The 13,793-nt window shown below is 69.3% G+C and carries 15 protein-coding genes; 2 read left to right on the top strand and 13 right to left on the bottom strand.

Annotation, left to right across the window (positions count from 1 at the left end; translation table 11 throughout):
* Positions 1–18 precede the first annotated feature (18 nt).
* From DEA06_RS03845 to pdxS, 7 genes are all read right to left on the bottom strand, one after another.
* A complete protein-coding gene (locus DEA06_RS03845) occupies positions 19–474 on the bottom strand; it encodes a preprotein translocase subunit YajC (protein ID WP_116646584.1) in 456 nt (151 codons plus the stop codon).
* An 86-nt stretch (positions 475–560) separates the two neighbouring features.
* Positions 561–1,583, bottom strand: a complete 1,023-nt coding sequence (gene ruvB / locus DEA06_RS03840) for a Holliday junction branch migration DNA helicase RuvB (RefSeq protein WP_116646583.1) — start codon at positions 1,581–1,583, stop codon at positions 561–563.
* The gene (gene ruvA / locus DEA06_RS03835; RefSeq protein ID WP_116646582.1) at positions 1,576–2,196 is read right to left on the bottom strand and encodes a Holliday junction branch migration protein RuvA; all 621 of its coding nucleotides are present in this window, start codon (positions 2,194–2,196) and stop codon (positions 1,576–1,578) included. Before ruvA ends, ruvB begins: the two co-directional genes overlap by 8 nt.
* 9 nt (positions 2,197–2,205) lie before the next feature.
* A complete protein-coding gene (gene ruvC, locus DEA06_RS03830; protein WP_116646581.1) occupies positions 2,206–2,811 on the bottom strand; it encodes a crossover junction endodeoxyribonuclease RuvC in 606 nt (201 codons plus the stop codon).
* A gap of 48 nt (positions 2,812–2,859) precedes the next feature.
* Complete coding sequence (locus tag DEA06_RS03825; protein WP_116646580.1) at positions 2,860–3,618, bottom strand: YebC/PmpR family DNA-binding transcriptional regulator; 759 nt, start codon at positions 3,616–3,618, stop codon at positions 2,860–2,862.
* A gap of 169 nt (positions 3,619–3,787) precedes the next feature.
* Positions 3,788–4,384, bottom strand: coding sequence for a pyridoxal 5'-phosphate synthase glutaminase subunit PdxT (gene pdxT, locus DEA06_RS03820; protein WP_116646579.1), 597 nt, complete (start codon positions 4,382–4,384; stop codon positions 3,788–3,790).
* Positions 4,385–4,386: 2 nt separating this feature from the next.
* Positions 4,387–5,313: a pyridoxal 5'-phosphate synthase lyase subunit PdxS gene (pdxS, locus tag DEA06_RS03815; RefSeq protein ID WP_116646578.1), complete on the bottom strand. Its 927-nt coding sequence runs from the start codon at positions 5,311–5,313 to the stop codon at positions 4,387–4,389.
* 73 nt (positions 5,314–5,386) lie between these two features.
* Between pdxS and pdxY the strand changes: the two genes are divergently transcribed.
* Positions 5,387–6,238, top strand: coding sequence for a pyridoxal kinase PdxY (gene pdxY, locus DEA06_RS03810; RefSeq protein ID WP_116646577.1), 852 nt, complete (start codon positions 5,387–5,389; stop codon positions 6,236–6,238).
* Here pdxY and DEA06_RS03805 read toward each other — a convergent pair.
* Positions 6,226–6,837: an HIT domain-containing protein gene (locus DEA06_RS03805; protein ID WP_116646576.1), complete on the bottom strand. Its 612-nt coding sequence runs from the start codon at positions 6,835–6,837 to the stop codon at positions 6,226–6,228. The genes pdxY and DEA06_RS03805 overlap by 13 nt on opposite strands.
* A gap of 13 nt (positions 6,838–6,850) precedes the next feature.
* Entirely contained in the window at positions 6,851–8,893 is a 2,043-nt protein-coding gene (thrS, locus tag DEA06_RS03800) for a threonine--tRNA ligase (protein WP_116646575.1), read from the bottom strand.
* A gap of 70 nt (positions 8,894–8,963) precedes the next feature.
* Here thrS and DEA06_RS03795 point away from each other — a divergent pair, with 70 nt between their 5' ends.
* The gene (locus DEA06_RS03795; protein WP_116646574.1) at positions 8,964–10,127 is read left to right on the top strand and encodes an SLC13 family permease; all 1,164 of its coding nucleotides are present in this window, start codon (positions 8,964–8,966) and stop codon (positions 10,125–10,127) included.
* Positions 10,128–10,172: 45 nt separating this feature from the next.
* Here the strand turns inward: DEA06_RS03795 and DEA06_RS16330 are convergent, their stop codons facing one another.
* The 4 genes from DEA06_RS16330 to DEA06_RS03775 all read right to left on the bottom strand — a co-directional run bounded on the left by DEA06_RS16330 (position 10,173) and on the right by DEA06_RS03775 (position 13,791).
* Entirely contained in the window at positions 10,173–10,751 is a 579-nt protein-coding gene (locus tag DEA06_RS16330) for a hypothetical protein (RefSeq protein ID WP_133241697.1), read from the bottom strand.
* A 552-nt stretch (positions 10,752–11,303) separates the two neighbouring features.
* Positions 11,304–12,305, bottom strand: coding sequence for an alpha/beta fold hydrolase (locus DEA06_RS16475; RefSeq protein ID WP_165817914.1), 1,002 nt, complete (start codon positions 12,303–12,305; stop codon positions 11,304–11,306).
* 68 nt (positions 12,306–12,373) lie between these two features.
* Positions 12,374–13,324 (bottom strand): DUF6545 domain-containing protein, encoded by a 951-nt coding sequence (locus DEA06_RS16470; RefSeq protein ID WP_165817913.1) that lies wholly within the window; start codon positions 13,322–13,324, stop codon positions 12,374–12,376.
* Positions 13,324–13,791 (bottom strand): hypothetical protein, encoded by a 468-nt coding sequence (locus DEA06_RS03775; RefSeq protein WP_116646571.1) that lies wholly within the window; start codon positions 13,789–13,791, stop codon positions 13,324–13,326. The genes DEA06_RS16470 and DEA06_RS03775 overlap by 1 nt, the downstream gene beginning before the upstream one ends.
* Between the last annotated feature and the right edge of the window lie 2 nt (positions 13,792–13,793).

Raw genomic sequence — 13,793 nt, 5'->3', positions numbered from 1 at the left:
TCTGGAGCAGGAGGCGGATCAGGCCTGGGGCTTGTTGCGGTTCTCCGGGTCGACGTCGTCGACAGCATCGGCACGCAGGCGCTTCTGGTCGTCGCTGATCGAGGTGATGTCGCCGTCCGCGACACCGGCGATGTACTCCGCCTCGCTCTCCTCGGCCTCGATGAGCTCGTCTTCGGTGACGAAGCCCTCGGCCGGGTTCACGATGCGGAGGATTGCCTGGCTGTGCACGCGGATCTCGACGCCCGGGGCGATCGAGACGACGGCGGGCTTGTCGAGGTCTTCTGCGTCGTACTCGACGATCGTGCCGTACAGCCCACCCTGCAGGAGCACCTCGGAACCGGGAACGGTCTGACGCGCCTTCTGCTCCTGCTCGGCCTTCTGCTTCTGCACGCGACGACGCGAGCTGAAGAACATGAAGACCAGGAGAAGCACCAGCAGGATGATGATGCCGTAATTGGCGAAGAACTCGGCCATAAAAAGGTGAACCTTTCGGATCGGGCACGCAAGAGAGCGCGGCCCAAAGGAGATGTCGGCGAAAGCCTCCGCCGATTATAGGTCATTCATACGTCGTCGAATCTGAGGGCGCCGTCGGCGTGCGGGAGCCCGAGGTGCGCGTAGGCGGGGGGCGTCGCGATCCGCCCGCGCGGGGTGCGGCCCATGAAGCCGATTCGCACGAGATAGGGCTCGACGACCGATTCGATCGTCTCGGCCTCCTCGCCCACAGCGACCGAGAGGGTGCCGAGCCCGACCGGTCCGCCGCGGAACCTGCGCACCAGAGCGTCGAGGACGGCGCGGTCGAGGCGATCGAGCCCGATCTCGTCGACGTCGTACAGTTCGAGCGCGGCCCTCACGGCGTCGACGCCCTTGCGGTCGCCGTGCACGACTTGGAAGTCGCGGACGCGCCGCAACAGCCGGTTGGCGATGCGGGGTGTCCCCCGCGAACGCCGTGCGATCTCGGCGCGACCGTCGTGAGGCAGGGTGACGGTGAGCATCGCGGCGGCGCGGTCGACCACCAGCTCGAGCTCCTCGGGCTCGTAGTACTCGAGGTGCGCGGTGAAGCCGAAGCGATCGCGCAGCGGATTCGGCAGCAGGCCCGAGCGCGTCGTTGCGCCCACGAGGGTGAAGGGAGCCAGCTCGAGCGGGATGCTGGTGGCCCCGGCGCCCTTGCCGACCATGATGTCGATGCGGAAGTCCTCCATGGCGAGGTAGAGCATCTCCTCGGCCGAGCGGGCCATGCGATGCACTTCGTCGATGAAGAGCACTTCGCCGGGCGTCAGGCTCGACAGGAGGGCTGCCAGGTCGCCGGCGTGCTGGATCGCCGGTCCGCTCGACATGCGCAGCGGGCGTCCGGTCTCATGGGCGACGATCATCGCGAGCGTCGTCTTGCCGAGGCCCGGGGGGCCCGAGAGCAGGATGTGGTCGGGCGGGCGCTGCTGGATGCGCGCGGCATCGAGCAGCAGCTGCAGCTGCCCTCGTACCTTGTGCTGCCCGACGAACTCCGCGAGGGATTCCGGCCGTAGTGCGCCCTCGATGGCGAGCTCGCTGTCGTCGACGGGGGTGCCGACGTCGCGCACCTCATCCACCGGCGGTCTCCTTGCGTGCGGGACCGAGGGTGCTCAGCGTTCGCCGCAGGAGCGCCTGCACCGTTGCCTTGTCGGCGTCGCTCGCGTCTTCCAGGGTCGCGGCGACCGCCTCGCCGGCGGTGCGCTCCGACCACCCGAGTCCCATCAGGGCCTGGGTGACCTGCAGGGGAACGCCGGGGGTGACGGATGCTGCGGGGGCGCCGGCGGCGGTGGGCGGTGCGAGACGGCCGGCCAGCTGCACGACGATCAGCTTCGCCGTCTTCGGCCCGATGCCCGACACGCGCCGGAACGGTGCGTCGTCGTCGGACGCGACGGCCTCGGCGATCTGCGGGACGGTGAGCGAGGAGAGCACCCCGAGCGCCGACTTCGGCCCGACCCCGGTGACGCCGATGAGCTGGGTGAAGACGACCAGCTCCTCTCGGTTCTCGAAACCGTAGAGGGAAAGCGCATCTTCGCGCACGATGAGGTTGGTGTGCAGGTGCACCTCCGCCCCGACGTGCGTCGCGCGCGCCACCTGGGGCGTGACCGCGACGGAGAAGCCGACGCCGCCGACCACGATGACGAGCGAGTCGTCGCCGACGGACGCAGCGGTGCCCTGGAGCGAAGAGATCATCCTCTGACCCTACGCGCCGGTTCGGATCTTTGTTCGAGCGACACGCGTCGGCGTCTTCGCCCGCGTCTCGGCTTCCGCCCATGCCCGCTGTGCCGGGGTGAGACCGCCGGAAGCCGCGGGGATCGAGGCCGGTGTGCGCCACGCGTGGCACAGCGCGAGCGCGAGCGCGTCCGCAGCATCCGCCGGCTGCGGGAGGGCGTCCAAGCGCAGCACTCGGGCGACCATCGTCTGTACCTGGCGCTTGTCGGCTGCGCCGTATCCGGTCACCGCGGCTTTGACCTCGCTCGGTGTGTGGGTCGCCGCGGGGAGTCCCGCTTCTGCGGCGACGAGCAGCGCGATGCCGCTGGCCTGCGCGGTGCCCATCACGGTGCTGCGGTTGTGCTGGGCGAAGACGCGCTCGACGGCGACGACCGCCGGACCGTGCTCGGCGACGACGGCGCGGATGCCCGCGGCGATGGTCGCCAGCCGGCGCTCGATCGGTTCGTCCACCGCGGAGCGGATGACGCCCACGTGCACGAGCGTGGCCGACCGATCGCGGGCGACGTCGACGACGCCGACTCCGCAGCGGGTCAGGCCCGGGTCGATGCCGAGCACGCGGAGCGTTCGGGAGGTCACTCCCCCACGCTAAGCGCTCGCCTCGGCACCCGACCCAGGCGCGCGGGCCTACTCGTCGTTCTCGAGTTCGGCCTGCACCTCGGCGGTGAGGTCGAAGTTGCTGAACACGCTCTGCACGTCGTCGCTGTCCTCCAGCGCGTCGATGAGGCGGAAGACCTTCCGCGCCGTGTCTGCGTCGATCTCGACCTTGAGCGAGGGCACGAACTCGACGTCGGCCGACTCGTAGTCGATGCCGGCCTCCTGCAGCGCGGTGCGAACGGTGACGAGGTCGGTCGCCTCGGTGACGACCGCGTAGCCGTCGCCGTGCGGCTCGACTTCCTCTGCGCCGGCCTCGAGCACGGCGAGCATGACGTCGTCTTCGCTCGCGCTCTCACTCGCCACGACGATGACGCCCTTGCGCGCGAAGTTGTAGGCGACGCTGCCCGGATCGGCGAGGCTGCCGCCGTTGCGGCTGAGAGCGGTGCGAACCTCGGCGGCGGCGCGGTTCTTGTTGTCGGTGAGGCACTCGATCATGAGCGCGACCCCGTTGGGACCGTAACCTTCGTAGAGGATCGTCTGATAATCGACCGCTTCGCCGCCGACGCCCGCACCGCGCTTGACGGCGCGGTCGATGTTGTCGTTGGGGACCGAGGTCTTCTTCGCCTTCTGGATCGCGTCGAAGAGGGTCGGGTTGCCTGCGAGGTCGGCGCCGCCCATCTTGGCGGCGACCTCGATGTTCTTGATGAGTTTGGCGAACGACTTCGCACGACGGCTGTCGATGACGGCCTTCTTGTGCTTGGTGGTCGCCCACTTGGAGTGGCCGGACATAACGACCAGTGTACGAAACGCTCGGGCCGCCACCCTGCGCAACGTGCGGAGGTTTCGATTCGTCGTCGTCTCTGACCGGAATGTGGCGCATTCCGGCGACTGACCCCACCGATTCGTGCGGGCAGTCGCCGGAAAGTGGCGCATTGGTGCCGGGGAGGCACGCGCGGCGTCAGCTGCGCGCGCGCACCTTCGCGAGGAACCGCTCGTGGAAGCGGGTCTCGCCCGAGACCTCGGGGTGGAAGGCGGTTCCGAGCAGATTGCCCTGCTCGACGGCGACGATGCGCCCGTCGGCGAGAGCGCCGATCGCGGTGGCCTTCTCCCCCACCGAGCTGACGATCGGAGCGCGGATGAACGCGGCGTGCACGGGGCCGCCGACGAACCCGTCGATCTCGAGGTCGGTCTCGAATGACTCGGTCTGCCCGCCGAAGGCGTTGCGCGCGACCACCGCGTCGAGACCCCCGAACGTCTCCTGACCGTCGATGGCGCCGGTGATGCGGTCGGCGAGCAGGATCAGCCCGGCGCACGTGCCGTAGACAGGCATGCCGCCGGCGATTGCGGAGCGGATCGGATGCTGCATGCCGAACGCTCGCGAGAGCTTGTCGATCACGCTCGACTCCCCGCCGGGGAGCACCAGCCCGTCCACGCCCGCGAGCTCGTCAGGGCGTCGGACGGGCGCAGCATCCGCCCCCAGCCGCGCCAGCATCGCGAGATGCTCGCGGACGTCGCCCTGCAGGGCGAGCACGCCGACGCGGGGACGACCCGCCACGGTTACCAGCCGCGCTCGGAGAGGCGGTGGGGAGCGGGAAGGTCGGCGACGTTGATGCCCACCATCGCCTCGCCGAGTCCGCGCGATGCCTCGGCGATCACTCCCGCGTCGTCGAAGAAGGTCGTCGCCTTCACGATCGCCGCGGCACGCTCGGCCGGGTTGCCCGACTTGAAGATGCCCGAGCCGACGAAGACGCCGTCGGCGCCCAGCTGCATCATGAGGGCCGCGTCGGCGGGCGTCGCGACGCCGCCGGCGGTGAACAGCACGACCGGGAGCTTGCCGGTCTGCGCGATCTCGGCGACCAGCTCGTAGGGCGCCTGCAGCTCTTTCGCAGCGACGTAGAGCTCGTCCTTCGTGCGCGAGCGCAGGGCGTTGATCTCGCCCTGGATCGTTCGGATGTGCTTCGTCGCCTCCGACACGTCGCCGGTACCGGCCTCGCCCTTCGAACGGATCATCGCCGCGCCCTCGGTGATGCGACGCAGCGCCTCGCCGAGGTTGGTCGCACCGCAGACGAACGGGACGGTGAAGCCCCACTTGTCGATGTGGTTGACGTAGTCGGCGGGCGAGAGAACCTCGGACTCGTCGATGTAGTCGACACCCAGCTCTTGGAGCACCTGCGCCTCGACGAAGTGGCCGATGCGGGCCTTGGCCATGACCGGGATCGAGACCGACGCGATGATCTGGTCGATGAGATCGGGATCGCTCATGCGGGCGACGCCGCCCTGCGCGCGGATGTCGGCGGGAACGCGCTCGAGCGCCATGACCGCGACCGCTCCGGCGTCTTCGGCGATCTTTGCCTGGTCGGCGGTGACGACGTCCATGATCACGCCGCCCTTGAGCATCTCGGCCAGCCCCCTTTTCACGCGGGTGGAGCCGGTGGATGCTGCGGAAGTCTGGTCGGTGCCTTCGGGGGCGTCGCTGAGGGTCATGACGGCCAAGTGTATTGCGTTGGACGACTGGTCTCGGCCGCATGACGTCCCGCACGGTGGGAGGATCGAGAGCGTGAAGATCCTCTCCATCCAGTCGGCGGTCGCGTACGGCCACGTCGGCAACTCCGCGGCCGTGTTCCCCCTCCAGCGCATCGGCGTCGAGGTGCTGCCGGTCTACACGGTGAACTTCTCGAACCACACCGGGTACGGCGCCTGGCGTGGGCCGCTCATCAGCCCCGACGACGTGCGCGACGTCATCGCCGGCATCGAGGAGCGCGGCGTGTTCGGTTCGATCGACGTGGTGCTGTCGGGTTACCAGGGCGGTGAGGGCATCGGCGACGTGATCATCGACGCGGTAGCGCGCGTGAAGGCGGCGAACCCGTCCGCGATCTACGCCTGCGACCCCGTGATGGGCAACGCCAAGTCGGGATGCTTCGTCGCCCCCGCGATCCCGGAGCTCCTGCGCGAGCGCGTGGTTCCCGTCGCCGACATCATCACCCCGAACCAGTTCGAGCTCGGCTTCCTCACCGGGACCGACCCGCACACCCTCGACGAGACGCTCGCGTCGGCCGACGCCGTGCGCGCGACGGGACCGCGGACCGTGCTCGTCACGAGCGTGGAGCGTCCCGACCGCGAGGAGGGCACGATCGAGATGCTCGTCGTCGACGACGCGGGCGCATGGATCGTGCAGACCCCTCTGCTCCCGATGAAGGCGAACGGCTCGGGCGACGTGACGGCGGCGCTCTTCACGGCGCACTACCGGCGCAGCGGGGACGCCGCCGACGCCCTCGCCCGCACGACGTCGAGCGTGTTCGACCTCCTCGAGCGCACCCACCTGTCGGGCGAGCGCGAACTGCAGCTCGTCGAGTCGCAGGAGGCCTACGCCCACCCGCGCCTGCAGTTCGCCGTGCGTCAGGTGCGCTGAGGCGCGGCGGAGCGGGTCGAACCCTCCTCGGGCCACGCGTTCGCGACGGCGTCCCGCACCTCGCCGAGCAGCTGGGGCAGCGCCTTCGTGCGCGCGATGATCGGGAAGAAGTTGGCGTCGGTCGCCCAGCGCGGCACCACGTGCTGGTGCAGGTGGCCGTCGACGCCCGCGCCGGCGACCGCACCCTGGTTCATCCCCAGGTTGAACCCGTCGCATCGCGACACGTCGCGGAGCACCCGCATGGCGGTCTGCGTGAGCGAACCGATCTCGGCGACCTCCTCGGGGGTCGCCAGGTCGTACGTGGGGATGTGCCGATACGGGCAGACGAGCAGGTGTCCCGAGTTGTACGGGAACAGATTGAGCAGCACGTAAGCGGTTCGCCCTCGCGCGACGATCAGACCGTCTTCGTCGGACTTGTGGGGCGCCGCGCAGAACGGGCATTCGTCGCGCAGCGGCTGCGGCCCCGCCTGGATATAGGCCATCCGGTGGGGCGTCCACAGCCGTTGGAACTCGTCGGGCACACCGGCGAACCCGGCCGCCGACTCGAGCCCGTCGATCGGGCGCGGTGCCTGAGCGCCCGGGGTCGCAGCATCCGTCATCTCCGGCGCCCGCTCACGCCAGGTCGTCCGCGGAATCGACGAGAGTCTTCGCGTCGATGGACGAATGGATGCGGCGGATGGCCTCGTCGACGGGGATGCCGTTCAGCTGCGTGCCGTCACGGAAGCGGAACGAGACCGTGCCGCCCGCGCGGTCCTGCTCGCCGGCGATGAGCTGCAGCGGCACCTTCTGCGTGGTGTGCGTGCGGATCTTCTTCTGCATCCGCTCGTCGCTCGTGTCGAGCTCGGCGCGCACCCCGTCTTCGCGCAGGCGCGTGACGATCTCGCCGAGGTAGTCGGCGTATTCCTCGGCCACCGGGATGCCGATCACCTGGAGCGGCGCGAGCCACACCGGGAACGCACCGGCGTAGTGCTCGAGGAGGATCGCGAAGAACCGCTCAATGGAGCCGAACAGGGCGCGATGGATCATGATCGGGCGCTTCTTCTGCCCGTCGCGGTCGGTGAACTCGAGCTCGAACCGCTCGGGCAGGTTCACATCGACCTGCACCGTGGACAGCTGCCAGGTGCGACCGATCGCGTCCTTCGTCTTCAGGTCGATCTTCGGGCCGTAGAACGCGGCCTCTCCCGGAACCTCGGTCACCTTGAGGCCGCTGGCGTGCGCGACGTTGCGGAGGGCGTTCGTGGAGTACTCCCAGAAGTCGTCGCTTCCGATCCACTTCGACTTCTCGTCGTCGCGCATGGAGAGCTCGAGCTCGAAGTCTTCGAGCCCGAAGTCGCGCAGCATCGAGATGACGAACTCGAGCACGCGGGTCGTCTCCTCCTCGAGCTGCTCGGGGGTGACGAACAGGTGGGAGTCGTCCTGTGTGAAGCCGCGCACGCGAGTGAGGCCGTGCAGCGCGCCCGACAGCTCGTTGCGGTAGACGGTGCCGTTCTCGGCGAGACGCATCGGCAGGTCGCGGTAGCTCCGCGCGCGCTCCTTGTAGATCAGGATGTGCATCGGGCAGTTCATGGGCTTCAGGTAGTAGTCCTGGCCCTCCTTGGTGACGTGCCCGTCGGCGTCGCGCTCCTCGTCCATGACGATGGGCGGGAACATTCCGTCTTTGTAGGTCACAAGGTGGTTCGACGTGAGGAAGAGGTCTTCCTTCGAGATGTGGGGCGTATAGACGTAGGTGTAGCCGGCGGCACGGTGACGCCGCAGCGCGTGCTGCTCCATCTCCTGGCGCACGACGCCGCCGCGGGGATGCCAGACCGACAGACCCGAACCGATCTCCTCGGGGAACGAGAACAGGTCGAGCTCTTTGCCCAGCTTGCGGTGGTCGCGCTTGGCGGCCTCGGCGAGGCGCTCCTCGTAGGCGCGCAGCTCGTCTTTCGTCGGCCAGGCCGTTCCGTAGATGCGCTGAAGCTGCGGGTTCTTCTCGCTGCCTCGCCAGTAGGCGCCGGCGATGCGCGTGAGCGCCCAGCCGTTGCCGATCATGCGGGTGCTGGGCACGTGGGGCCCGCGGCAGAGGTCTTTCCAGACCGTCTCGCCGTCACGGTTGACGTTGTCGTAGATGGTGAGTTCGCCCGCCCCCACCTCGACGCTCGCGCCTTCCACCTTGCTGGCGGCGCTCGTCGCCGCCTCGGTCCCTGAGCCTGTCGAAGGGCCTTTCAGGCCGATCAGCTCCAGCTTGAACGGTTCGTCGGCGAGCTCGGCGCGCGCCTCCTCGTCGGTCACGACGCGACGCACGAAGCGCTGGCCCTCGCGGACGATGCGCTCCATCTCCTTCTTGATGGCCTTCAGGTCTTCGGGGGTGAAGGGCTCGTCGACGCCGAAGTCGTAATAGAAGCCGTCCGTGACCGGGGGCCCGATGCCGAGGTTCGCCTGCGGGTTGATCCGTTGCACCGCCTGCGCGAGGACGTGGGCGGCGGAGTGGCGGAGGATGTTCAGTCCGTCGGGGCTGTCGATGCCGACCGGCTCGACAGCATCCGTCTGCTCGACCTTTGTCGCGAGGTCTCGCAGCTCGCCGTTGACGCGGAGCGCGACGACGGAGCGGTCGGGGAACAGGGTGAATCCGTCGGCGGGATAGGACACGTCAACGGGCAGGGCGGCGTCGGTCACGAAAGGTCTCCAAAGTGGCTCGGCATCCAGGCTATCGCCGTGGAGCGATCCTGCTGCGCGGCAGAGGATGATGGATGCCGTGAAGCTCGCGGTGATCGGCATCGTTCTGCTCGTTGCCGGGGGCGTCGGGCTGCTCACGGGCGTCCTCACGACCGACGATGCACTGACCATCGCCGATCGTGTCTGGCCCATCCTCCTGTTCGTCGTGGCGGTGACGATCGTCGCCGAACTCGCGTCGTCGGCCGGCGTCTTCGACGCGGTCGCCGCGGTGCTCGCGCGGGTCGCCCGCGGCCGCGCGCGGGTGCTCTGGGCCCTGACCGTCGTGCTCGCCGTGTTCGTGACGGCCTTCTTGTCGCTCGACACGACCGCCGTGCTCCTGACACCCGTGGTCATCGCCCTCGCTCGCCGGCACCGTCTCGACCCCGTTCCGTTCGTCTTCGTCACCGTGGTGCTCGCGAACACCGCGTCACTCGCCCTGCCCGTGTCGAACCTCACGAACCTGCTCGCGGCCGACGTCCTCGGCACTCACGATCCCCTGCCGTTCCTCGCCCTCGTCGGCGCGTCGGCGCTGGTCGCCGCCCTCGTCTCCATCGCGGTGCTCGCCGTGGTGTTCCTCCGCCGTGTGCCGGCGCGATTCTCGGAGGCACCTCCGCTTCGCACCGTCGATCGTCCACTGCTCGTCGTCTCGGCGGTCGTGACGGCGCTGCTGCTGCCCGCGCTCGTGATCGGGCTCCCCCCGTGGATCCCGGCGACGGTGGCGGCCGTCGTGCTCGTGATCGTGTTCTCGGTGCGAGCTCGACGGACGCTGCGGTTGCAGATGGTGCCGTGGCAGCTCGTCGTCTTCGCCTCGGGCCTCTTCCTCGCGGTCGGGGTGCTCGAGGGGCTCGGCTCGCAGGCCCTCCTGGCGAACGTCGTGGGCAGCGGCGAAGATCTCTTCTCGCTCTGGCAGGTGGCCGGCGTCGGCGCGCTCGCGGCCAACATCGGCAACAACCTCCCCGCCTACCTCGCCCTCGAGTCGACGGCAGGCTCTCCCGCCCGACTCGCCGCCCTGCTCATCGGCGTCAACGCCGGTCCGCTGATCACGCCCTGGGCCTCCCTTGCCACGCTGCTGTGGCACGACCGCTTGCGCTCTCAGGGCGTCGAGATCTCGTGGCGGCGCTTCATTCTCCTCGGGTGCCTCATCGGCCCGCTGACGGTCGCCGCAGCCGTCGTGCCGCTCGCGCTGCGCGGGTAGGGCGGGGAGCCCCCGAGCAGCGCGCGCAGCAGCCGAGCCAGCGGCTCATCCCACCCAGACGATGTTGCGCAGCGCCTCTCGTGTCTCGGCGAAGCGGATCGACCGGTCGGTGACGAAGAACACGGCCCCTGGTCCGTCGGAGTACGTCGCGCTCAGGTAGGTGCCGCCCTCACCGGTCGAGACCTCGAAGGGCTCTCGCGCCTGCAGCTCGTCGATCACCTCCGCGGCCCGGCCCGGCTCCAGCGGGCCCCAGGAATACACGTAGGTCGCCTGTTGCCCCGGTGCGCCGTCCGGACCCCACGGGCAGGAGATGCCACCCTCGACATCGACACCGTGGGCGGTGAGGAACGGCTTGGGCAGCGGGGCGAGACCCTCCACGCGATATTGGGCGGCGACGGCCGCGTCGATCATGGTGTCGCAGGTCACGGCCGCGCCGGACGTCGGCGGCGCCGTGTCGCCGGGCGACGACGACGCGCTCGGCGACGGGGACGGCGCGGTGCTGGCCGACGGCACCGCGGCGCTCGCGGTGGTCTCGGGTACCTCGGGCGATGCGGCTTCGATGCCCGTGCATCCGACGAGCATCAGTGCTCCCAGGGCGATCGGCGCGACTCGCAAAGACCTCATGCGGCAACAGTACGGACTCGGCGGGTGAAGGCCCTGCTTCGCCGGTGCGGCAGCAGAGCGGTGTCTGCGACACCCCCGGGGTCGGCTGCACGGCGTCCAACAATGTTTCGGGTCTTCCCCCCTACCCCCGAGTCCGGGGCGGTGGGACGCTCGAGTTCCCCGTTGCTTCGGCGCGGAACACGAAAGGCCTCCTCGAATCCGCCATCCCCCGACGGATTCGAGGAGGTCGTCTTCATGAGGTGGACCCGCCGGGTGCGAAGGGGCCGCGGCCCGACGGGTCCTTCAATGATTCGGAGAGGGCGCCGAACCGGATGTCGAGTGCGTACTCGCGACGCGGGCGAGCGGGGTATGTCGGTCCGCCCACGCTCCCCCCGGGCGGAGCGGACCGACAAATGAACAATGGCCTTATCGCAAGCCCCACGCTGGCGGCCCCCTCCACTGTTCGTCCGAGATAGCCCCGTCGCATACCTCGGGCTTCCCCCGACTTCGACCCTAACGGCGTGCGTTGGACATGTCCAACACGCGCCACGATCGTGCCGCGGGCGGCGCAGCTCAGGCGTAGGAGGCTCTGAGAAAGCGGGCGGTGGATGTGATGTAGGCGGCAGGCCCGGTATTCCACCCGGTCGTGTGGCCGCCGTCAGACGAAACCAGACGGGCGCGGGGTGCGCGCTCCACGAAGGTCCTGGAGTCCGTGAGGGGCACAGAGTCGTCGCGTGATCCGTGATGGATGAGCACGGGCTGGGTGATGAGCTCGGCATGGCGCACCCAGTTCAGCCGGTCGAGATCCACCGGTGACGACAGCCCCACGGCCTGAGCGCGTCGACGACCCTCGAGCCAAGGGATGGCGAGACGGGCGAGTCTGGGCGGAAGGTTCGCGCGCGCGACATTCGCCTCGAGCACACTCCTCCAGTCGAGCACGGGAGAATCGAGTACCAGGCGGTCGATCCGAGAACCCCAGGTGGCGCTGTCGGCAAGCTGCAAGGCGATCTGCGCGCCCATCGACCACCCGAAGAGTACGAACCTCTCCTCCCCTGTCACCGACAGCGCCTCGAGCACATCTGCGACGTCGTCCACCTCCGTCGCGCCGAGGTGGTGCCGCCCACCGCCCACCGTCGGACCCTCCAGGGTGTTGCGGTAGGCGGGAACGACAGACGGAATCCCCTCATCCGAGGCGATGTCGACGCTACGCAGGGCGCCCGCTCGGGTCGACCCGAGCCCGAAGATGTGGACGGCCCATCGCGGATGCTCGGCTCCCGGTGCGCTGCCGAAGTACCACGTGGGCACGTTGCCTCCCCGCGTGGGGACCGCGTGGTCGACGTGGGTGCGCCCTTCGGATGCGGGGTCGACCGCGACGATGCCGCTCCACGCCGCGCGCATGCCTCCCGACAGAGGGCTGCCGTGCCCGTCGATACGCCATGTCACGGTCTGTCCGTTGCGTCTCGGGACGCCCGAGACGCGCAGGTGCTCACCGTTGTCGAGGAAGACGCCCCACTCCCCCGCCCGCGTGGTCGATTCCGTGGCCGGCACCGTGATGTGGCCGGGCGCCGATGGCATGACGGTCAGAGGGTGACGCCGAGGACGCGCCGGCGCGGTGAGACGCCGCGCGATCGTGAATCCGAGGCTCACATCGCGCCGGCGCCGAGCCGGTCCTCCGCCTCGGCGAGCAGTCGGCGGTCGTCGACGGTGAGGGCGAAGTGATTGCGGCCGTCCATGGCGGCGTCGCGGATCTCCACGATGCGGCGGTGGAGCCGATGTGTCGAGTCCACCTCGGCGGTCTCGAGGTGGAGTGACGCTCGAGCCTCGATCGCCTCCTGCCAGAGCGGGGTGATGCGGTCGAGGTACCGCCGCACATCGCGCTCTCGTCGCGATTGCCCCGCCCATCGGGCGATCGGCGCCGACGCCAGCCCGGCGGTGAGGAAGAGGAAGGTGCCGACCTGAAGGGTGTAGTAGGCGGGGCGCCACGGCTCGGCCGCGGGGAGCCCGCCGATGAGTTGAGCGGTGCTCATGCCGATGACGGTCACGGACAGCGCCATCGTGCAGAGCGACCCGACGAGCAGGAGCGCGCCCGCGACCCGCTCTCTCGTCAGGGTGCTGTGGCGGATGGCCGCCACAGCGGTCAGGAGCAGCGCGCTGAAGACGACCAGGAAGTAGACGTACTGCGCGCAGGAGTAGACCGCGGCCGCCGGGTAGTCGCCGTATTCGCGCATGAAGCTCTCGCTGGTTCCGCCTCGATGCGGCACGAGGAAGAACGCGACCGTGGTGACGACGATGGCGGCCCACAGCACGATCAGCGCGGGGATGCCGCGAAGATATCGCGGCGCGCCAGCGCGGGAGATCCCCTGGGCGAGGAAATGCACGCCGACCATGAGGATGATGGCGCTGAAGAGGTGCACGATGTCGCGGGCGCCGAACCATCCGTCGACGAGCACGTAGAGGTCGTCGTCGTTGAGCATCATGGTGACGGCGATGGTGACGGCCGCGTACAGCACCGACCGTTCTTTCCGGGCGCGACGAAAGACGACGAGGACGACGACGAGCGCCCACATGAGGGCGCTGACGGTGAGTTCGACCATCAGCCGAAGATCTCCGAGAACCGCGACACGGGCTGGCTGCGAATGTACGTGGCGATGACGTCGGCGAGGCGTTCGGCGCGTCGCTCGTATTCGTCGTTGATGCTGTCTCGGGCGAGCGCCTTGATGACGGTGGCGGGCTCCATGTCGGGGAGGACGCTTCTCGTGACGTACTCGGCCTTGTCGTCGACCCGGTCGTGAAGGAGCAGCATGTGCGCGAGTTCGTGAAGGATGAACTGCTCGCGGTGCAGCCTCGACTCGCTGGGGGCGTGGAGGATGATGTCGAGGTCGTCGGTGGCGAGCCAGAGACCGCAGAGCGCGCCGTCGCTGTCGGAGAGCGCGGGGAGTTCGTCGATCCGCAACGGTCTGGCTCTGGCGACCTGGACGCGGTGCGTCAGCTCGGCGAGTGTGATGCCCGGCTCGATGTCGACGGGCAGGTGCGGTCGGCCTTCTTCGATCCAAGCTCGCATGG

This window comes from Microbacterium sp. Gd 4-13, assembly GCF_003095395.1.
Taxonomy (GTDB): Bacteria; Actinomycetota; Actinomycetes; order Actinomycetales; family Microbacteriaceae; genus Microbacterium.
Note: the sequence above shows the minus strand (reverse complement) of the source record. Positions and strands in the feature narration are given on the sequence as shown.